Here is an 18,873-nt window from a genome sequence, read left to right as displayed (position 1 = left end):
GAGGTGCTCGACCGATGAGTGGGGACAATATCGCTAGATCCTCTTCAGGCAGAGCACGAAATCAAGTGTGTCGAGTTCACTGTTGAAGTAGTAATAGTTTGTGTAGTCCGGAACTGTCGAACACTTGGCCTTGGCGTCGTCTTCGCCGTTGGTCGTACCTTCGACGCGAGCAATCACTGCATAGGTCTCGGGTGCACATGTGGTAATCACCAGCTTGGGTGACGCGTCCGTGCCCTCGTTCTTCACGCACTGGCCCTCCTTGACCAGCCGCGCGTCGGTCGACGACTCCGGTGCCGGGCTGCCCTGCTCCGGATCCGGACCGGGCTCGGCCGGCGCCTGCGCGCTCGGGTCGGCGGCGGGGGTGGTCGCACCGGCGGTCGGCAGGGTGTCCGAGCCACCACTGTCCCGGGTCACCCACCAGAACCCCGCCCCACCGAGCAGGACGACCAGCACCACCAGCGTCACCAGGACCGCGGTCATCCCCCGGTTGCCCTTCGGCGGCGGCACCGGCGCGGCGGTGGTCCACTCCGGATCAGGGCCCGGTGCCGGATAACCCGGCGGGTAGCCCTGGTCGCGGTAGCCCTGGTCGCGGTAACCCTGGTCGCGGTAGCCCTGGTCCCGGTAGCCGGGATGGCCGGTCGGCGACCCGGGGCCGCCCGGCGGGACCGACGTCGGCCCGCCACCCCACTGCTCCTGACCGCCGCTCCACGGGTCGGTCGGCTGCGCGTACGGGTCGCGCGGTTGCCGGTACGGCTCCTGCGGCTGGGCGTACGGGTCGCGGGGCTGCCGGTACGGCTCCTGCGGGTACGCCGGACCCGTCGGCTCCGCACCCGGCTGCCAGTGCGGCTCGGCCTGCGGTCGCCGGTACGGGTCGTCCTGCTGCTGCCCCGGCCACGGCCCCTGACCGGGGTACGGCTCCTGACCCGGGTAAGGCCCCTGCTGGCCGGGGTACGGCTGCCCCGGCCCCTGCTGGCCTCGTGGCCCCTGCTGCTGACCGGGCCATGGCTCCGGCTGCTGGCCGGGGTACGGCTGCTGGCCGGGGTACGGCCCGCCGGGCGGTCCGTAGTTAGACATGGACTGTCCTCCTGGCACGAGAGAAAGAGGCTGGTCACCCGCAGGCGACGACGATGCTCAGGTCACCGTAGCGTGACCCCCTGATCGGCTCACGCCCCCCAACCGCGCCAACTCGCCGAGTCGGCCGGCTTTGCCGGGATCCGTACCATCCGGATCCGTCCCGGCGGCGGAGAATGTCACGCAGACGACTCGGGGGTCGCCCGCTGTGGTCATCCGGCGATAACATCCGGGCGCATGTTCGCCGCGCTCGCCGCCACCGCACTCGGGGCGGTGTTCGGGGCGGGCACACCGTGGCTGGTCCATCGACTCGCCGTCGAGTCCGGATCACCGCCGAGGTCGGCCTGTGCGCGGTGCACCCGCACCTTCCCACGTGGCCTACCCGGCTGGGTACGCCCCGACGCGCGCTGCCCGGGCTGCGGCGCGCGTCTGGGTCCCCGTACCGGACCCGTCGCCATCCTCGGAGCCGTCGTCTTCGGCCTGCTCACCGTACGGTTGAGCACGGCCACCGGGGTCGAGCCGGTGCTGCCCGCAGTGCTGGCACTGGCCGCCGTCGGGCTGCCGCTGGCCTGGATCGACCTGACCTGCCTGCGGCTGCCCGATCCCCTGGTGGCGCTCGGTGCCGGGGCCGCCCTGCTCGGGCTCGCCGTCGCGGCGTACCTGCTGGACACCCCGCAGCCGCTGGTACGCGCCCTGCTCGGTGCGCTCGTCAGCGCCGGGGGCTACCTGCTGCTCGCCCTCCTGCCGGGGTCCCGGCTCGGCTTCGGCGACGTGAAGCTGGCCGCCGTACTCGGCCTGCCGCTGGGCTGGTTCGGCTGGCCGGTGCTGCTGCTCGGCCTCGTCCTGCCGCACCTGATCAACGGCACGGTGGCGCTGGCCCTGCTGCTGACCCGACGGGCCGACCGGCACACCGCCCTGCCCTTCGGTCCCGCCCTGCTCACCGGCGCCCTGCTCGCGATCCTCCTGCGAGCGTGACGACGAGACTCGCGATCCTTCTACGAGCGTGACGACAGGGACCCGGGCGTAGAGCTCAGAGCAGGCGGAGCTGGCGGTCCTTGGGGCGGCGGGGTCCGGTGTCGCCGAACCGCTCGAACAGGCCGGGATCGATCGCGTCCAGGAACGGTGTCGGCGCACAGTCCCGTTCCTGGCCGTGGCGTGCCCGCCGGGCGGTGTGGCTGACGTAGAGCCGGTCCTGGGCGCGGGTGAGCCCGACGAAGAACAGCCGCCGTTCCTCAGCGACGTCGTCGTCGGTCGGCGGGCGGCCGGGGAAGCGCAGCGGCAACAGCCCGTCCTCGCAGCCGACCAGGAAGACCACCGGGAACTCCAGGCCCTTGGCGGCGTGCAGGGTCAGCAGGGTGACCGCCTCGGCGCGCGGATCGAGCGCGTCCACCTCGGCGCCGGTGGCGAGCTGCGACAGGAACAGCGGCAGGTCGTCGCCGCAGCGCTGGGCCAGCGGGGTGAGCAGGTCGACCGCGTTGCGGATCTCGTCCGGGCCGACGCCGCCGGGCGCGTCCAGGGTCGGCATCGCGAACCGCTCGGCGAGCACCTGACCGGCGAGGCGTACCCGTGCGGCCAGTGAACCGCCGAGCCCGTCGGCGTGTCGCAGCTCGCGGGCGATCACCGCCACGCCGGGCCGGTCCCGCAGCCGGTTGTGCGACCGCTTCTGCACCGGCACCCCGGCCCGGACCAGCGCGTCCACGATCGGGGCGGCCTGGGCGTCGGTGCGGTAGAGGACCGCGATGTCGGAGAAGGAGACGGTCGAGTTGCGACCGTCGATCCGACCCGAGTCCAGCGACCGGTGCGAGAGCCCGCCGACCAGGTCGTCGACGGTGCGTACGACAAAACTCGCCTCGTCCGCGACCGACGCGGCCGGATAGCGGCCGACCAGCGGTGCCTCCGGGTCCAGCCGGGCCGGATCCAACCGGCGCCCCCGGACCAGCGACGTCGGCGCGATCGCCTGGACGGCGGCGGCGAGGATCGGTGCCGACGAGCGGTAGTTGCGGGTCAGCCGGACCAGCCGGGCGTCGACGAAGTCCTCGGAGAAACGCAGGAAGTACGCCACGTCCGCGCCCCGGAACGAGTAGATCGCCTGGTCCGGGTCGCCGATCGCGCAGAGGTTGCCGTCCGGCGGGGCGAGCAGCCGGAGCAGCTCGTACTGGACCTCGTCGACGTCCTGGTACTCGTCGACGAAGATCCACCGCCACCGGTCGCGATACTGCCGGACCAGCTCCGGATCGTCGCGCAGCAGCCGTACCGGCAGGGTCACCAGCTCGTCCAGGTCGACCAGGTCCTGGCCCCGGAGCAGCTTCACGTACGCCGAGTCGTCCTCACCGGCCTCGGCCCGCGCGGCGGTCCGTTCGGTGTCGTCGGCGATCCGGAAGTTCTCCGGCAGTCCGGCGGCGGCCGGGTGCTCGCGCAGGATCGACAGGCCGAGCGAGTGGAAGGTGCCCACGGTGATGTCCTCGGCCACCGGGCCGAGCAACCCGTCGAGCCGGGCCTGCAACTCCTCCGCCGACCGCCGGGTGAACGTGATCGCCAGGCAGTGCTCCGGGAAGACGTTCAGCTCCGCGCAGAGGTACGCGATCCGGTGCGTCAGCGTACGGGTCTTGCCGGTGCCGGGACCTGCGACGATGAGCAGCGGCCCGCCCGGCGCGGAGGCGGCCACCCGCTGCATCGCGTCGAGCCGGTCGAGCAGCCCGGTGCCGACCTCCTCCATCCCGGCCAGCATCGGCTCGAACGGCTCGTGCGGCGAGGGCGGCGGGGCGATCGGCGGTGCCGGGGCGGGAACGGGCCGGGCCGGTCGGCGCTTCGGCTCGGCGGCGGCCTTCGCGGTGGGCTTGGCCCGAGGCTTCGGCACCGACTCCGCCGCCGGTCGCGGCCGGGGCACCGACACGGGTACGTCGAACAACGCCTCCGGCTCGCCGGCCGCACCCGGCCCGCGCAGTTCGCCCGGGGCGAAGAGGCTGATCACGCCGTACTCGCCGTCGAAGCCGGGGGTACGGCGTACCTCGCCCCGGCGGAGCCGGCCGACCGCCTCGGCGATCCGTTCGCCACCGGCCTGCCGCAGGTCGTCCAGGGGTACGGCGGTGAGGATGTCCAGTTCGGCGCCGAGCGCGGCGACCAGGTTGTTGAGCTGCCCCTCGACCGTCTTCGACTTCGGGCCGACCCCGTTGATCTCGCCCAGGATCTCGGCGAGCTGGACCAGGTGACTCACCCGTGGGGCGCCCGGCGGAAGGTGTCCCTCCGGCCGGTCGGCGAGGTCCTCGACCCGGCTCAGCACCCCGACGGTGAGCGGCTTGCCGCACTCCGGGCAGAGCCCGCCGGCCTGCCGGGTCCGCTCCGGCGCCCAGTTGACCCCGCAGAGCCGGTGACCGTCCGCGTGGTACTTCCCCTCCTCGGGGAAGAACTCGATCGTCCCCGCCAGCCCGTCGCCCGTACGCAGCGCCGACCGGATCGCGTAGTAGTCGACGTCGGTGGCGAAGACGGTGGCCTCGCGGGCCAGCGCGGGCGGCGAGTGCGCGTCCGAGTTCGAGACCAGGCGGTACCGGTCGAGGCTGGAGACCCGCCAGTTCATCTCCGGGTCGGAGGAGAGACCGGTCTCCACCGCGAAGATGTGTTCGGCCAGGTCGGCGTAGCAGTCGGCGATCGCGTCGAAGCCGGACTTGGAGCCGAGCGCGGAGAACCACGGGGTCCAGATGTGCGCCGGGACCAGGTACCCGTCCGGGCTAGCCTCCAGCACGATCTCCAGCAGGTCGCGGGAGTCGAGCCCGAGGATCGGCCGTCCGTCGGAACCGATGTTGCCGATCCGGCCCAGCACGGCGTTGAACCGCGCCACCGCGTCCAGGTCGGGCAGGTAGACCAGGTGGTGCACCTTGCGGGTCCGGTCGTCCCGCTTGTAGATCGTCGAGATCTCGACGCTGAGCTGGTAACGCACCGGGTTAGCCTCGGCCACGCTGGACAGCCGGGGCGGCAACCGCCGGGCGATGTCCCGTTCCGCCTCCGGGCTCAGCCGGTAGAGCCCCGGCTCGGCCGGGTGCAGCGTCTCGCGCAGGTGGTCGTACCAGGCGGGGTGGGTGAAGTCGCCGGTGCCGAGGACGCTGATGCCCTTGCGCTTGGCCCACCAGCCGAGGTTCGGCAGGGTCAGGTCCCGGCTACAGGCACGCGAATACTTCGAGTGAATGTGCAGGTCCGCGACGAAGGAACCGGCGGTCGAGGCGGGGCCGCCGGAAGGTGCAGCGCTGAACGGAAGCACGCCGCATACTGTCATGGGCCGGTCCGCCCGCGCGTGGCGCCACGCACAAGCGTGAGATCCGCGATGCGGCACCGGCGCTTCGGCCCGGTCGCGGACCTCGGTCGGGTCGCGACGGTCCGGTCGCGACAACCGGATCAGAACGGCGGCGCCGGCTCGACGGTCCGGCCCTGCCGGCGGCGTACGAGTTGGACGGCGGAGACCACGGCCAGCACCCCGGCGGCGGTGATGCTCGCGACCAGTGCCGGTGCGAGGAGCATCACCGGGATCAGCGCGCAGAGCGCCAGCACCGCGATGACCAGGGCGGGGCCAGAGCATCATCCGGAGCGAGTTCCGCCGCCGTGGATGGCTGCCCAGGGCGAGCGCGATGAGCAGCGGCCGACCGATCTGCCACGCCACGTACGCCCCCGGTCCGACCCCCGTACCCCCGCACCCGCCCGCCCCTGTGTGCTGACGAACGAGCGACGGCCGGCACCGACGCGGGCCGGGCCGCTCAGCCGCCCGCGAACGGCGGCAGCACGTCGACCGTGCCGCCGGCCGGCAGCGGCTGCTGACGGTCGCGCTGCACCACGCCGTCCACCAGGAAACTGGCCACCTTCAGTACGCCGGCCAACCGCTCGCCGTGCCGGATGCCGAGCGTGTCGGCGAGCGCGTCGAGGGTGAGTCCGCCCGGTGCGGACTCCTCGCTGACCCCGGCCGCCGCCCGTGCCGCCGCGAAGTAGCGGACCGTGATGGTCGGGGAGTCGTCACGTGTGGTCATGGTCAGCCTCCGATCGCCGACATCGGCCGGGACGGTTGCAGGAAGGTCGGGTCGTCGATGTCGTGTCCGGCCCGTTTGCCCCACATCGCCGTACGCCAGCGCCGGGCGATCTCCTCGTCGTCGGCGCCGCCCCGCAACGCCTCACGCAGGTCGGACTCCTCGGTGGCGAACAGGCAGGCGCGTACCTGACCGTCGGCGGTGAGCCGGGTCCGGTCGCAGTCACCGCAGAACGGCCGGGTGACGCTGCCGATGACGCCGACCCGTGCCGGTCGCCCGTCCAGCCCGGTGAAGCCGTCGACGAGCCACGTTTCCGCCGGTGAGCCGCCACGCGCCACCGGGTCGGGGAGCAGGGTGAACGCGTCCCGCAGGGCGGCCAGGATCTCGTCGGCGGTGACCATCTCCGAGCGGTCCCAGCCGTGCTGCGCGTCCAGCGGCATCTGTTCGATGAACCGCAGTTCGTAGCCGTGGTCGAGGGCGAAGCGGAGCAGTGCCGGTGCGTCCCGGTCGTTGACGCCGCGCATCAGCACCGAGTTGATTTTCACCGGCGTCAGACCGGCAGTCGCCGCGGCGGCCAGCCCGGCCAGTACGTCCGACAGCCGGTTACGCCGGGTCAGGGTGGTGAACCGGTCCGGGTCGATGGTGTCCAGGGACACGTTCACCCGGTCCAGCCCGGCCGCCCGCAGCGGGCCGGCGAGCCGTTCCAGCCCGATGCCGTTCGTGGTCAGTGACAGCGTCGGCCGAGGCGTCAGACCGGCGGCGGCGGCGACGATGGCCGGCAGTCCGGGGCGGATCAACGGCTCGCCGCCGGTGAACCGGACCTCGGTCACGCCGAGCAGCTGCACCGCGACCCGGACCAGTCGGTTGATCTCGGCATCGGTCAGCAGCCGGCTCTGTGGCAGCCAGGGCAGCCCTTCCTCCGGCATGCAGTAGGTGCACCGCAGGTTGCACTTGTCGGTCAGGGAGACACGCAGGTCGGTGGCGACCCGCTGGTACCGGTCGACGAGGGTGCCGAGCGGCGGCCGTACGGACACGGTCGCCGGCCCGGTGGCGGTCGATTGGATAACCGGGATGCCCATCGTTCGACGGTATACCGTCAACCATGTAGTGCGGAGCCAGCCGCCGCGCTTACCGCCGTACGGTAACTCGCACCGAACAGCGCGGTGTGCACCAGCAGCAGGTGCAGTTGGTGCACCGGCACCCGTTGCCGCCACCCGTCGGCCAACGGCCAGATCTCCTGGTAACCGTCGAGGATCCGGGGCAGTTCGGCGGCACCGCCGAAGAGCGCGAGCTGGGCCAGGTCGGTTTCCCGGTGCCCGCCGTGGGCGGCCGGGTCGACCAGCCAGGCCCGTCCGTCCGCGCCCCAGAGCAGGTTGCCCGGCCACAGGTCACCATGGATCCGGGCGGGCGGTTCGGCCCCGCCGTACCCGTCGATGTTTTCCATCACCCGCTCGACCAGCGCGACCTCCGCCGGCCCCAGGGCCCCGTTGTCGACCGACAGGCGCAGGTACGGCGCCAGCCGGTGCTCGGCGAACCAGGCCGGCCACGGCCCGGCCGAGGGGGTGTTCGACTGCGGCAGCGCGCCGATGAACCCGGCCCACCCGGCACCGAAGGCGGGTGCTCCGGCCCGGTGTAGCGCGGCCAGCTCCCGGCCGAACCGGGTCGCTGCCGCCGGGGTCGGCGGACCGGGTTCGACCCACTCCAGCGCGAGCAGTTCCGGCAGCTCCGCGATCACCTCCGGCATCGGCACCGCACCGGCCTCCCGCAACCAGCGCAGCCCCGCCGCCTCGGCGGCGAAGAACCCTTCCGGTACGGGCGTAGCACCGCCCTCGGGCCAACTCTTGGCGAAGACGGAGTTACCGTCGTCGAGGGTGAGCCGACGGGCGTCGCAGATGTCGCCTCCGGCGACCGGCGTCTCCCTGATCCGCTGGTGGGTCAGGAAGGTGGGCAGGTGCTTCGGGTGCGCCCGGAGGTACGCCAGGTCCATCCGCGCAACGTACCGCCCGCCCGTCGGTCGACCGCTACGGGTCGAAGATTCGGCTGAGCAGGACGACTACGGTGCGTACCTGTGGATAACCCGCGTGTCGTCCACAGCCGGCGGCGGGGTCTTCCGATCAGTACGACGCGCGGGCCAGGCTGCCGGCATGACCTCGACCGATCCGCCACAGTTGACCGTACGTTCGACCGCCGACCTGATCTCGGCGGTTCCCTACCTGCTCGGGTTCCACCCCGCCGACAGCCTGGTGCTGCTCGCCATGCGTGGCACCCGGATCGTCTTCGTCGCCCGAGGCGACCTGCCCGAGCCGGGCAGCCCCGAGCTGCGTCAGGCCGCCGACTACCTGACCGCCGTCATCCACCGGCAGGGCGCCCACGCGGTCACCATCATCGGGTACGGGCCGGCGCAGCGGGTCACTCCGGCCGTGGACGAGTTGGAGGCCGCCGTCGGGCGGGCCGGCCTGATGGTCTTCGACGCACTCCGGGTCACCGACGGCCGCTACTGGTCGTACCGGTGCGACGAACCCCGGTGCTGCCCGCCGGAGGGCACCCCGTTCGACCCGACCACCAGTGCCGTCGCCGCCGCTGCCACCTTCGCCGGCCACGTGGCCCTGCCCGACCGCGCCGCGCTGACCGGCCGCCTGGCCGCCGTCGAGGGTCCGGCCCGCGAGGCGATGAGCCGCGCCACCGTACGCGCCCGGCAGCGGCTGCTCGACCTGCTCGCCACCGCCCCGGACACCGACCCCACGGGCATGGCAGCCGTACGGGCCGCCGGTACGGCGATCGTGCGGCTGGCCGAGGACCGTTACCGCGCCGGCGGCACGTTGCCGGACGACGACCTGGCCTGGCTCACCGTGCTCCTCACCCACCTGGAGGTACGCGACCATGCCTGGGAGCGGATCGGGGCGCAGGACTGGCAGGTGGCGCTCTGGACCGACGTGCTGCGTCGAGCCGAGCCCGGCCTGGCGGCGGCACCGGGCGGGCTGCTCGCCTTCGCCGCCTGGCGGCTCGGCAACGGCGCGCTCGCCTCGGTGGCGGTGGAGCGGGCGCTGACCGACGATCCGGGCTATTCGATGGCACAGCTCATGGCCGACGTACTCAACGGCGGCCTGCCACCGTCCGCGCTGGACGAAAGCTGGGCCTCGCCGTCCCGCCGCGACCGACGCGGCCGCCGGGGCAGAGGTCCTCGCCGGCCCGGCACGGGTGGGCTCGCCGAACGAGCCGTGCGCCCCCGCCGGTCCAGGGTCCGCCGCCGCGACTGGCACCCGTCCCGCCGCCACGCCGACTGAGCGGTGCGTCGCCGGGCGGATGCCGGTTAACGTTGGCCGATGGTTGGACTGGCGGCGGTGGTGCTCACCGGTGGTGCGGCCCGTCGGATGGGCGGGGTGGACAAACCGGCGGTGCCGGTCAACGGCCGGTCGATGCGTGAGCGGGTGCTCGCCGCGGTCGCCACGGCGACGCCCCGGATCATGGTCGGCCCGGCCGCCGATCTGCCACCCGGAGTGCTGCTCACCCGCGAGGATCCGCCCGGCGGTGGCCCGGTCGCCGCGACCGCCGCCGGCCTCGCCGCGCTCGCCGACGGCACACCTCCGGAGTACGTCGCCCTGCTCGCCGCCGACCTTCCACTGCTCACCGCCGACGCGGTCACCCTGCTGGCCGACCAACTCGCCGGGTCGACCGCCGACGGGGTGCTCTACCGGGACGGCGACGGCCGGCGGCAACTGCTCTGCGGGGTGTGGCGTACGGCAGCCCTGGCCGGCGCCCTCGACCGGCTCGCCGAGCAGCGGGGCGGGAGCCTGGCCGGTGCCTCGATCCGGCGGCTGGTGGCCGAACTGAGCGTGATCGAGGTCTCCTGGGTCGGATCGGGGCCGCCACCGTGGTTCGACTGCGACACTGACGACGACGTACGCCGGGCCGAGGAGTGGACACGATGACGGTGCTCGACCAGTTCCTGTCGCCGGACCGGATCGCGGTGCGGAACTGATGGGGACGCTCGACGACTGGGTGGGGGCGGCCTGCGCCGAACTGGGGCTGGAGCCGACGGTGGCGGACGTTCCGGTAGTGCTTGACCTGGCCCGGGATGTCGCCCATCAGGTGCTGCGTCCGGGTGCGCCGGTCACCGCGTACCTGCTGGGGATCGCGGTCGGGCGCGGCGCGGACCCGGCGGAGGCGGCCGACCGGCTGTCCGTGCTGGCCCGTTCGTGGCCGCTGCCGGACGGCCCGGCCGCCGCCGACGACGCCGTCTGAGGACGAAGGCTCCCGGCCTCGCCGCCGCCGACGACGCCGTCGGATGACGAAAGCAGCATGGTCCCCGGCGGCGTGGTTCCCGCTCGGCTCCGGCGAGTGTCCGATCCGGGTCGGCGCTATGCCCACCAACCGTCGCGCTGGGTAGGGTGTGGGCTTGACGGACGGAGGCGATCATGAACGCGGAGCACCCCTCGGCGACCGGGTCCGAAGCGACCGAGCCTGCTGCGGCCGAGCCTGCCCTGGCCGGTGACGCCTGGCCGGCCCACCACGACTCGATCCTGCTCGACGAGCCCAGCACCGCCGACCTGCAGGCGAAGGTGACCGAGGCCTGGCAGGAGTTCGCCCGCGCGCTGGCGGTGGCCCTGCGTGAGTTGCCGGCCGGCTCCCGGGTGGAGGTCACCCTCGACCCCACCGCCTCCGGCACCGGTGACGCCATCTACTCGGTCAGCATCGAGGCCGGGGCCGAGGGTCGGATCGGTGCCCGCGCGGTCGGCAACGCGGCCCTGCCGGAGGGTTTCCGGCTCAACCGGGGCGCGGTTGCGGAAATGGTCGCGCTCGGCTGGTCGCCGCCCGGCGTGATCGAGGGCTCCGGGCCGCATTTCGGCCTGCGCAGCGGTACGGCGGAGGCGAGCCGGCTGGCCACCACCGTGGTCCGTACGCTGCGGGACGTCTACGGTGCCCCGCACCCGGCATTCCTGGTCTACCTGGCCCAGAACACCGACGACGAGCCGATCGCGATCGAGCCGCTCGGTACGGCCCGTTCCGCGATCGGCCCGGATCTCGACGAGGAGACCGGTTCCACCGGTGATGTCGAGGCGGACCTGGACGAGGCGCTCGCCGCCGCGCGGGCCGCCCAGGCGGTCGGCGAGGAGGTCATCCCGCTGGAGGAGCGGGTCCGTACCGTCGTCTCGGCGATGATGAAGGCGAACACGGAACAGCTCCAGGTCGACTCCGACGGTGACATCAACATCCGGGCCGGCTCGGCCATGGTTTTCGTTCGGGTACGGGACAATCCGCCGCTGGTCGACGTCTTCTCCCCGATCCTGACCGAGATCGAGCCGACCGAGCAGCTCTACGTGAAGCTCTCCGAGTTGACCAACCGGATGCCGATCGGTCGGCTCTACTGCGCCAACGAGACGGTGTGGGCGTCGATCCCGGTGTTCGGTCGGAACTTCCAGGCGACCCACCTGATGCTCGCCGTACAGGTGATGACCGGGCTCGCCGACGAACTCGACGACCGGCTGCACGGCGAGTTCGGCGGCAAGCGGTTCTTCGGCGAGGGCGACAAGCCGACGAACCGGGCGACGGGCGAGCACCGTACCGGGATGTACCTCTGAGCGATGCCGGTCACGACAGCTCGACCCAGCCCACCGTATCCATCGTGGACAGTTGGCTGGCCTTGAGCCCGGTGTCCGAGACGGTCCAGAGCAGGCCGTTCACCACCAACGATCGCCGGATCATCCCGGTCTTCTCCGAGCCGACCTTCTGGTCGTGTTCGACCACGCCGAGCGGGGTGAACCGGTCCCCGCTGACCCGCAGCGCCAGGGCGCCCCGGGTCGGCATCTTCCCGGTCGCCGGCTCGTACGTGCTCAGCGGCACCACGACCAGGTGTTCCGCCGGCCAGTAGAGGAAGGCGTGCGGGTCGTGCTCGGCCTCCGAGTTGCTCTGCCGGATGTGGTGCTGGGCGAGCCGGTTCGGTCGGGCCAGGTCGGAGACGTCGAAGAGGGAAACCTGGGTGCCCTGGACCCGGCCCTGCTCGGTGGCCTCCTGGCCGATGCCGAGCAGCCGGTTCCCGTCGACCGGGTGCAGGTACGCCGAATACCCGCTGATCTTCAGCTCGCCGACCACCCGGGGAGCGGCCGGACGGGTCAGGTCCACCGTGTACAGCGGATCGGTCTGACGGAAGGTGACGACGTACCCGGTGCCGGCGACGAACCGTACGGCGTAGATCCGTTCGCCCTTGCCCAGCCCGGTCACCCGGCCGGTCTCGGTCAGCTCCGTGCCGTCCGCGCGGAGCACGTACACGGCCGAACTGGACGGCGAGTCGGCACCCCTGGCCTGGCCGGTGGTGGTGGCGACGCGGAGGTGACCGTCCCACTCGGACAGCGCGTACTGATTGATCAGCCAGCCGGGAACGGTGGTGGCGGCGAGGTACCGGGGTGCTCCCGTACCACTGGTGTCGAACTGGTAGATCTCGGTTTTCTCGTCGCGGGGCTGCGGGGCGAAGCCGTCGACCGCCGGTCCGATCGGGAACTGCCAGCGCTGGTCGTTGGTCAGGTAGAGCCGGTCGCCGGTGCTGTAGACGGTGTCGCCGTCGGCGACCACGGTCAGCGGGTCGCCCTCGTCCAGGGTGCTCGCGCCGAGGTCGAAGCTGAGCAGGCTCACCATCGACGTACCGGAGTAGCTGGCCGGTCGGACCAGCCGGTCGCAGCCGACCTGTCCGGCGCGGGTGGTGCCGCCGGTGGTCACCTCGTAGCGGGGTAGCCAGGACTGCGCGGGCGCCGCGTCGATGATGTCGCGGTTGGCCTCGACGCGGTCCGCGTCGCTGCCGGATTCCTTGTGCGGGAAGGCCAGCCGGGGCGCGGACCGCACCACGATCCGGACCGTCGCGCCAACCTGCCGGGCGTCGACCAGGCTGCCGTCGGTCCGGTACTCGGTGAGGATCCGGGGTGCACCGGCCAGGTCGACCAGGATCAGCCGTGGCCCGCTGATCGCGTCCGAGGCCGGCGGCATGCCGTCGGGGCCGGGCACGATGCCGGGCCGCCGGATCTCCGCCGCCGGTATCCCGCCGCCCCAACCGTCGCGAACCAGCACCAGCGCCCGGTCGCCGTGCAGCAGCAGGTCGCTCTCGTTCCACCGACCGGGGTCGTCGGCCCCGAACAGCTCCAGCCGCCCGGTCCGCTGCCGCGTCGCCGGGTCGATCACGTGCAGCACCCCGCCGGAGACCGTGACGATCCGTCGGCCGTCGGTCTTGACCAGATCGGGTTCGTCCACACCGACCTCGTGCGTGTTGGTGCCGGAGTAGCCGGACGCGGTCTCGGCGGAGTCCATGCCGGGCGCTCCGGCGGCGGCGACCGGCGGCAGCGCCGCGTCGGCTGCTATCGCCCGCCGTCCGCCGGTCATCGACGCGTCGCCGAGGGAGCGGTAACCGCTCCCGAAACCCCACGGCCCGACGTACGCCTTCGCGGCCGTCTTGAGCCGGCCCAGCGCGTCCGCGCAGGAGTCGAAGGCGACGAGTTGCCAGCCGGCGGCCGGCACTCCGGAGTCCCGGACGACGGGACGGGCGGTGGGCGTGGGACTGCTCGCGGCGACCAGTGCGAGCGTGCCGACCAGTGCGCAGCCGGCGATGACGGTGACGGGACGAGCGAAACGCCTGCGGGTCATGGCCGGTACGACGCACCGAACGGCTCTCGCGTTCCGCCCTGCCCGACGTTTACCCGCCGCCGGGTCGGCGAGGGGTCAGCGGTCCATCCCGATTTGCGGCGTTGCATCCGAGAGAAATCCCATGCATGCTCTTCGTGACTGCTTCGTCACTGTGTTTCACGAAGAATATCGACAAAGGACGCTAACGCGCGCGTACCGGGAGGTATTGGTGATCGACAACCGCTCGCCACACTGGCACAAGCCCCACTATGCCCAACCGGAGCGCGAGGCGGACTTGTTTGCCGTACTTGACGGGGCGGACGTCTCCGAGCCCGTGCGGGCGGCGGTGGCGCACGCGCTCAAGCGCCCGCCGCAGTTTCCCCGGCAGTCCGGCCCCACCTGGCCCGAGCAGGCCGCGCACACCCGCTACACGCTGCACCTCACCTTCCCGGCGGCCACCCTGGACGAGGCGCGTGCACACGCGGTCAGCTACGCCGAGGGGCTCAGCGTGCTCCGGCCCGAGGTGGGCGTACACGCACCGCTGCTCTCCCGGGCCGACACCTGGAACCACATCGAACCGCTCTTCTGTGGCGCGATCGGCCCGGACGAGGAGGTCTGCGCGGACGTACGCGAACATCCCGGCTTCCACCGGGCGGCCGGCCTCGGGGGTCTGAGCTGGGGCGGCAGCGACGCCAACCCCGGCCTACGCTGACCCCCGGCCCGCCGCCCTGACCGATCGCGCCTGAGCAGGCCCCGCAGCGTCCGCTCAGCCGACCACCGGTGTCGGTGCCGGCGCCGGGACCACGGTCGGCGAGTCGACCAGCCGGGACAGCACGATCATGCTCCGGGTCGAGGTCACGAACGGTTCCGCCCGCAACCGTTCGAGCGCCTGCTCCAGGTGCGTGATGTCGGCGGCGCGCAGGTGCACCAGCGCGTCCGCCTCCCCGGAGACGGTGTACGCGCCGACCACCTCCGGGTGCCGGCGGGTGGCGACGGTGAGCTGTGCCGGGGTGGTCCGGCCGGTGCAGAACAGCTCGACGAAGGCCTCGGTGGTCCAGCCGACTGCGGCCGGGTCGACGACGGTGGTGAATGCCCGGATCACCCCGCCGGCCCGTAGTCGGTCCACCCGGCGCTTGACCGCCGGTGCGGAGAGTGACACCCGGCTACCGATCTCCGCGTACGACTGACGCGCATCCGCCACCAGGGACGCAATGATTCGCTGATCTATCTCGTCTATCTGCAACGTTCCGCCTCTGAGAAGCAACAGATCCGGCTGTTTACGTCGCTCCAGCGTACCTACTCTTGGTATCCGTGAACCAGCGGCGGATCCCGCGAAAGCGGACATTTCTCTTGTGTGCACCGGAGCACTTCGCGGTGCAGTACGTGATCAACCCGTGGATGGATCCCACCGCGCCGGTCGACGTCGAGTTGGCGGTCAAGCAGTGGGACCGCCTACGGGAGACCCTGGTCGGCCTGGGGCACACGGTGCACGTGCTCGACCCCGAGCCCGGCCTGCCGGACATGGTCTTCGCGGCCAACGGCGCCTTCGTGGTCGACGGCACCGCCTACGGGGCCCGTTTCCGGTACCCGCAGCGGACCGCCGAGGCCGCCGCCCACCGGGCGTTCTACGAGGCCCGGGGCTGGCGGTACGTGGCGCCGACCGTCACGAACGAGGGCGAGGGCGACTTCGCCTACCTGCCCGAGGCGTACGGCGGCACCATCCTCGCCGGGTACGGCTTCCGTACCGAGGTGGCCGCGCACGCGCAGGCGCAGGAGGTGCTGGGCCGCCCGGCGATCTCGCTGCGCCTGGTCGATCCCCGGTTCTACCACCTGGACACCGCGCTGGCCGCGCTCGACGACCGGAACATCGCCTACTTCCCCGGCGCGTTCTCGACCGCCGCCCAGCAGGTGCTCGCCCAGCTCTTCCCGGACGCGGTGCTCGCCGCCGAGACCGACGCCCTGGCCTTCGGGCTGAACCTGGTCAGCGACGGCCGGCACGTACTGCTCAACAGCGAGGCGACCGGCCTGGCCGCCAAGATCGAGGCGGCCGGCTACCTTCCGGTCCCGGTCGAGCTGGGTGAGCTGAAGAAGGGCGGCGGCAGCGTCAAGTGCTGCGTCGCCGAACTGCGCCCCTGACCCGGCCTCGGCCGTGGGCACCCGCTCCCGATGCCCACGGCCGACCACCGGTCATCCCCGGCCCACCGTCGCCGGCTCCTAGCCCAGGGTCGCCAACTCGTTGATCAGCACGTTCGAGAGCAGTTGCCCGTCCCGCTGGACCTTGCGCAGGTACCACTTCTGCTGCGGCGTACGGGGCTGGTTGAACTGCCACGGCCCGCGCGGGCTGTCGATCTGACCCACGTTGCCGAGCGCGAGGTTGACCTGCTGCGGCGTCGGTTTCACCCCGGCGATCCGGATCGCCTTGTTCAACACCTGCGCCGCGTCGTACGAGGCCATCGCGTACGTGGTCGGCGAGGCGCCGTGCGCCTTGCGGAACGCGGACGCGAACCGGCGGTTGGCCGCGTTGTTCAGGTCCGCCGAGTAGTTCAGGGCGGTGACGATCCCCTCCGCCTCCTCCGGCTTCAGCTCACTGAGCACCGAACCCTCGGTGAGAAAGCCCGGCGCGTAGATCGTTTTCCGGTAGCCGGAGCCGCGCAACTGCCGGAGGAACTCGACTGCGGCGGCACCGGCATAGAAGCAGAAGATCGCGTCCGGGTTCCGGTCCCGCAGTTGTTCGATCTTGGCCGAAAAGGCGCCCTTACCGGGATTGGTGGAGAACTCCGTCCAGAGCACCGCACCGGCGATCCGCGGGTCGGCGGCACCGAATCCCTGTTGGAAACCGGCCACCGCATCCCGGCCACTCTGCCCGTCCGGCGCGATGATGGTGATCCTCTTCCCGCGCGGCACCTGCTCCGCCACGTACGGGGCCAGTGCGCGTCCGGGCTCGTCGTTCACGTACGAGGTGCGCCAGATGTAGACGACGCTCTGGAGCGTCGCCGGGGAGGCGTTCGAGCCGACCAGGGGCACCTTCGCCTGCTCGACCGCGTCCCGGATGCCGAGCATGACCGACGAGTTCACCACCCCGGTCAGGGCGAGCACGTTCTGCTTGAGCAGGCCGTCCAGGGCCGCCTTGCCGGTCTGCGCGGACTCGCCCTCGTCGGCTTGGACCAGTTCCACCGGGTGCCCGCCGAGCCGTCCCTCGTTGAGTTCGAGGAAGAGCCGGAAACCCTTGACGATCTCGTCACCGATGGGCTTGTAGCCGCCGGTCTGTGGGGCGATGAGGCCGATCTTGACCGGTTGGTCGCTCACCGGGCCGTCGGCCGTCTCCGTTCCGGTGTCGGTACTGCACGCGGCGGCCAGCCCGGTTCCGCCGAGTGCGGCGAAGAGCTTGAGTGCCTGCCTGCGGTCCATTTGCGACACAGATCGTTCCTCCCGAACGTGAATGGGCGGCCCACAGCCCCTCCGCGTTCTACCGGCTCGACGACGCTGCGTCAATGGCGCTCGATCATCTGTTCAGGGAATGGGATGTCACCGGTGGAGCGAGCGCAGTGCGTCGGTCACGGTCGTCCATGCGGCCGATTCGGGATCGATGAGACCGAAATGCTCGCAATCAGGCAGCTCGATCAACCGGCAATTCGGCCCGGCGGCGGCCGCGTACGACCGGCTCATCGCCGCCGGTACCTGCTGGTCGAGCCCACCGTGAACAATCACCGTACGTAACCCGAGCGGTACGTGCCGAGACGGATCCGCGATCGCGTACCGCTCCGGAAACTCCTCCGGGCCCCCGCCCAACAGCCCCACCACCGCGCCCGCGTCGAGATCGAGCCGGTACGCCTCCGCCAGGTCGCTCACCGGCGCCAGCGCCAGCACCCCGCCGACCCGCTCCGGTACCGTCCGCGCGCAGTACAACGCGAGCTGCCCACCGGCCGAGTGCCCCACCAGCACCGGCGGCCCCACCGCCGGCTCGCTCCCGGCCGCCGCCAGCACCCCGGCCACCAGCCCCGGCAGCGCGACAAGCCCCGCCAGCACATCCTCCAGCGTCCCCGGCCACCCGCCACCGGCCTGCCCGAGCCGCCGGTACTCCAACTGCGCCACCGGATACCCCCGAGCGGCCAGATCGGCGGCCAACGGCGAGGTGTGCCCACGGTCGTACTCGGCCCGCCAGAACCCGCCGTGGATCACCACCACCAGCGGCCGGGCCGGACCACCGAGGGCGGCGGGCAGGCGTACGTCGGCCACCTGGTCCGGCCCGTCGCCGTAGGAAACGGTGGCATCCGGTACGGGTGCGACACGGGTGAGCACCGCGCGGGGATCGGAGGGCACGGCCAGACGGTATCCCGGTCCCCGCGGACGACCATCCCCCGGAGTGCACAGAACCGGCTCCCGCGGACGACCGTTCCCCGGAGTGCGCGAAACCGGTCCCGGCGAGCGGCCGGCCCGCCGGCTGCGTGAAAATGGGGGCATGACCGATGCCGCGCGCTCCGCGAACGAGAATGACGAGTCGAGTCGCCCGGGAGCCGGCCGTCCCGGCACCGTGGTGGTGGTCGGCCCGGACGGCCAGCCGGTTGGCGCCGTGCCGGTCGGCGCGGACGCGCAGGGCGAGGATCCGGGCAGCCTGATCGAGCAACCGGCCAAGGTCATGCGGATCGGCAGCATGATCAAGCAGCTGCTGGAGGAGGTCAAGTCCGCCCCGCTGGACGAGGCGAGCCGGCAGCGCCTACGCGAGATCCACCAGCGCTCGATCGTCGAGCTGGAGGACGGCCTCGCCCCGGAGCTCCGCGAGGAACTGGAGCGCCTCTCCCTCCCGTTCGAGGAGGGCGTCACCCCCAGCGAGGGTGAACTCCGCGTCGCCCAGGCCCAACTCGTCGGCTGGCTCGAAGGGCTGTTCCACGGCATCCAGGCCGCCCTGGTCGCCCAGCAGATGGCCGCCCGACTGCAACTGGAACAGATGCGCGGCGGCCGCCCCGCCCTGCCCAGCGGCCCCCAGGGCGCCAACCTCATCCCCGGCACCCCCGGCCAAACCCTCGACAACCCCAACACCGGTCAGTACCTCTAACCCAGCCGCCCGCTTGCGCCGACACCGCTACCAACGCGACCACCGCAAGCTGCGAAGGGATTTGGGGGGGGGGGGGGGGGGGGGGGGGGGGGGGGGGGGGGGACGGCCAGGGGGCGCCGACCCCGCACACCACCCAGC

At 72.3% G+C, this 18,873-nt stretch carries 18 protein-coding genes; 8 read left to right on the top strand and 10 right to left on the bottom strand.

The features are described 5' to 3' along the window. Positions 1–33 precede the first annotated feature (33 nt). Positions 34–1,074 (bottom strand): LppU/SCO3897 family protein, encoded by a 1,041-nt coding sequence (locus ACZ6QQ_RS00680; protein ID WP_465873175.1) that lies wholly within the window; start codon positions 1,072–1,074, stop codon positions 34–36. Between the two features lie 234 nt (positions 1,075–1,308). Between ACZ6QQ_RS00680 and ACZ6QQ_RS00675 the strand changes: the two genes are divergently transcribed. Further along, on the top strand, positions 1,309–2,046 hold the full coding sequence (locus ACZ6QQ_RS00675) for a prepilin peptidase (protein WP_465873173.1): 738 nt from the start codon (positions 1,309–1,311) through the stop codon (positions 2,044–2,046). Between the two features lie 55 nt (positions 2,047–2,101). On the opposite strand, the gene ACZ6QQ_RS00670 is transcribed toward ACZ6QQ_RS00675, so the two are convergent. From ACZ6QQ_RS00670 to ACZ6QQ_RS00650, 5 genes are all read right to left on the bottom strand, one after another. Continuing rightward, positions 2,102–5,323, bottom strand: coding sequence for a UvrD-helicase domain-containing protein (locus ACZ6QQ_RS00670; RefSeq protein ID WP_465873172.1), 3,222 nt, complete (start codon positions 5,321–5,323; stop codon positions 2,102–2,104). 134 nt (positions 5,324–5,457) lie between these two features. Then, complete coding sequence (locus tag ACZ6QQ_RS00665; RefSeq protein ID WP_465873171.1) at positions 5,458–5,610, bottom strand: hypothetical protein; 153 nt, start codon at positions 5,608–5,610, stop codon at positions 5,458–5,460. Between the two features lie 203 nt (positions 5,611–5,813). After that, positions 5,814–6,080 carry a MoaD/ThiS family protein gene (locus ACZ6QQ_RS00660; RefSeq protein ID WP_465873169.1) on the bottom strand — a complete coding sequence of 89 codons (267 nt, stop codon included), beginning with the start codon at positions 6,078–6,080 and terminating at the stop codon, positions 5,814–5,816. Positions 6,081–6,082: 2 nt separating this feature from the next. Next, complete coding sequence (gene moaA, locus ACZ6QQ_RS00655; protein ID WP_465873168.1) at positions 6,083–7,156, bottom strand: GTP 3',8-cyclase MoaA; 1,074 nt, start codon at positions 7,154–7,156, stop codon at positions 6,083–6,085. Between the two features lie 17 nt (positions 7,157–7,173). After that, positions 7,174–8,064 (bottom strand): fructosamine kinase family protein, encoded by an 891-nt coding sequence (locus ACZ6QQ_RS00650; RefSeq protein ID WP_465873166.1) that lies wholly within the window; start codon positions 8,062–8,064, stop codon positions 7,174–7,176. Between the two features lie 157 nt (positions 8,065–8,221). On the opposite strand from ACZ6QQ_RS00650, the gene ACZ6QQ_RS00645 reads away from it, so the two are divergent. The 4 genes from ACZ6QQ_RS00645 (at position 8,222) to ACZ6QQ_RS00630 (ending at position 11,656) form a co-directional block, all read left to right on the top strand. Continuing rightward, positions 8,222–9,361, top strand: coding sequence for a DUF4192 domain-containing protein (locus tag ACZ6QQ_RS00645; protein ID WP_465873164.1), 1,140 nt, complete (start codon positions 8,222–8,224; stop codon positions 9,359–9,361). Between the two features lie 39 nt (positions 9,362–9,400). Next, on the top strand, positions 9,401–10,006 hold the full coding sequence (gene mobA, locus ACZ6QQ_RS00640; protein ID WP_465873162.1) for a molybdenum cofactor guanylyltransferase: 606 nt from the start codon (positions 9,401–9,403) through the stop codon (positions 10,004–10,006). Positions 10,007–10,055: 49 nt separating this feature from the next. Next, positions 10,056–10,319: a DUF6457 domain-containing protein gene (locus tag ACZ6QQ_RS00635; protein ID WP_465873161.1), complete on the top strand. Its 264-nt coding sequence runs from the start codon at positions 10,056–10,058 to the stop codon at positions 10,317–10,319. A gap of 173 nt (positions 10,320–10,492) precedes the next feature. Beyond that, positions 10,493–11,656 (top strand): T3SS (YopN, CesT) and YbjN peptide-binding chaperone 1, encoded by a 1,164-nt coding sequence (locus ACZ6QQ_RS00630; RefSeq protein WP_465873160.1) that lies wholly within the window; start codon positions 10,493–10,495, stop codon positions 11,654–11,656. Positions 11,657–11,666: 10 nt separating this feature from the next. Here the strand turns inward: ACZ6QQ_RS00630 and ACZ6QQ_RS00625 are convergent, their stop codons facing one another. Continuing rightward, positions 11,667–13,703 (bottom strand): beta-propeller domain-containing protein, encoded by a 2,037-nt coding sequence (locus ACZ6QQ_RS00625; protein ID WP_465873159.1) that lies wholly within the window; start codon positions 13,701–13,703, stop codon positions 11,667–11,669. Positions 13,704–13,911: 208 nt separating this feature from the next. Here ACZ6QQ_RS00625 and ACZ6QQ_RS00620 point away from each other — a divergent pair, with 208 nt between their 5' ends. Next, the gene (locus tag ACZ6QQ_RS00620; RefSeq protein WP_465873158.1) at positions 13,912–14,394 is read left to right on the top strand and encodes a hypothetical protein; all 483 of its coding nucleotides are present in this window, start codon (positions 13,912–13,914) and stop codon (positions 14,392–14,394) included. Between the two features lie 54 nt (positions 14,395–14,448). Here the strand turns inward: ACZ6QQ_RS00620 and ACZ6QQ_RS00615 are convergent, their stop codons facing one another. Beyond that, entirely contained in the window at positions 14,449–14,925 is a 477-nt protein-coding gene (locus ACZ6QQ_RS00615; RefSeq protein ID WP_465873157.1) for an Lrp/AsnC family transcriptional regulator, read from the bottom strand. A 59-nt stretch (positions 14,926–14,984) separates the two neighbouring features. Here ACZ6QQ_RS00615 and ddaH point away from each other — a divergent pair, with 59 nt between their 5' ends. Then, positions 14,985–15,818, top strand: coding sequence for a dimethylargininase (gene ddaH, locus ACZ6QQ_RS00610; RefSeq protein WP_465873156.1), 834 nt, complete (start codon positions 14,985–14,987; stop codon positions 15,816–15,818). A 78-nt stretch (positions 15,819–15,896) separates the two neighbouring features. On the opposite strand, the gene ACZ6QQ_RS00605 is transcribed toward ddaH, so the two are convergent. Both ACZ6QQ_RS00605 and ACZ6QQ_RS00600 read right to left on the bottom strand, forming a co-directional pair. Further along, positions 15,897–17,099 carry an ABC transporter substrate-binding protein gene (locus tag ACZ6QQ_RS00605; RefSeq protein WP_465873155.1) on the bottom strand — a complete coding sequence of 401 codons (1,203 nt, stop codon included), beginning with the start codon at positions 17,097–17,099 and terminating at the stop codon, positions 15,897–15,899. Between the two features lie 108 nt (positions 17,100–17,207). Continuing rightward, positions 17,208–18,002: an alpha/beta hydrolase family protein gene (locus ACZ6QQ_RS00600; RefSeq protein WP_465873154.1), complete on the bottom strand. Its 795-nt coding sequence runs from the start codon at positions 18,000–18,002 to the stop codon at positions 17,208–17,210. A 139-nt stretch (positions 18,003–18,141) separates the two neighbouring features. Between ACZ6QQ_RS00600 and ACZ6QQ_RS00595 the strand changes: the two genes are divergently transcribed. Continuing rightward, a complete protein-coding gene (locus ACZ6QQ_RS00595; protein ID WP_465873153.1) occupies positions 18,142–18,735 on the top strand; it encodes a bacterial proteasome activator family protein in 594 nt (197 codons plus the stop codon). Positions 18,736–18,873: the final 138 nt, after the last annotated feature.

The organism is Micromonospora sp. NPDC049529 (assembly GCF_055586685.1).
The sequence above is the reverse complement of the archived record's forward strand: the minus strand, read 5'-3'. Positions and strand labels throughout refer to the sequence as shown.